The 467-nt window shown below is 59.5% G+C and carries 1 protein-coding gene; it reads right to left on the reverse strand.

The features are described from left to right. On the reverse strand, window positions 1–467 hold a 467-nt coding region (locus AWU74_RS12215), incomplete at both ends, for a hypothetical protein (RefSeq protein WP_187150975.1).

Genomic DNA, 467 nt, shown 5'->3' on the forward strand with positions numbered 1-467 from the left:
AGATAAGCCAGTCGTTGCCGTCATGCAAAACATGGTCTTTTGCCGCGTCTGCTAAAGCAGACACTGCCGTACTCTCTACCGGCAACAGATTATGCCACTGCCTGCCGTTCAAAACGCTTTCCGCTTGCGCAAAAAGCGCGGCGTGTTCCCCGCCGTCCTGCACCGCCTCGCGGGATATTCCCAGCGTGTACTCGGCGTTCCCGCTTGCGGACGGCTTCCACTTGCCGCTTGCCTTGCGCTCGTAGTGGTGCTTTTTTGCACGTGAATATATGCCGTCCCGTTCGCCGTGCGGCAGTTCCGGTTCACACCGGATAGCATCGTATGCGGCTCTTGCTTCCGGCGTGTTGTCATATTTCGCAAGAAGGGCGCACGCGGCAATGTACAGTCCGGCATTGCGCTCGCCCTCATAAAGCACGGACGGCTTCGCATACGGGACCGTGCGCGTATCGTCTTGCGGGGCGGCAGGC

This window comes from Treponema endosymbiont of Eucomonympha sp. (assembly GCF_001028545.1).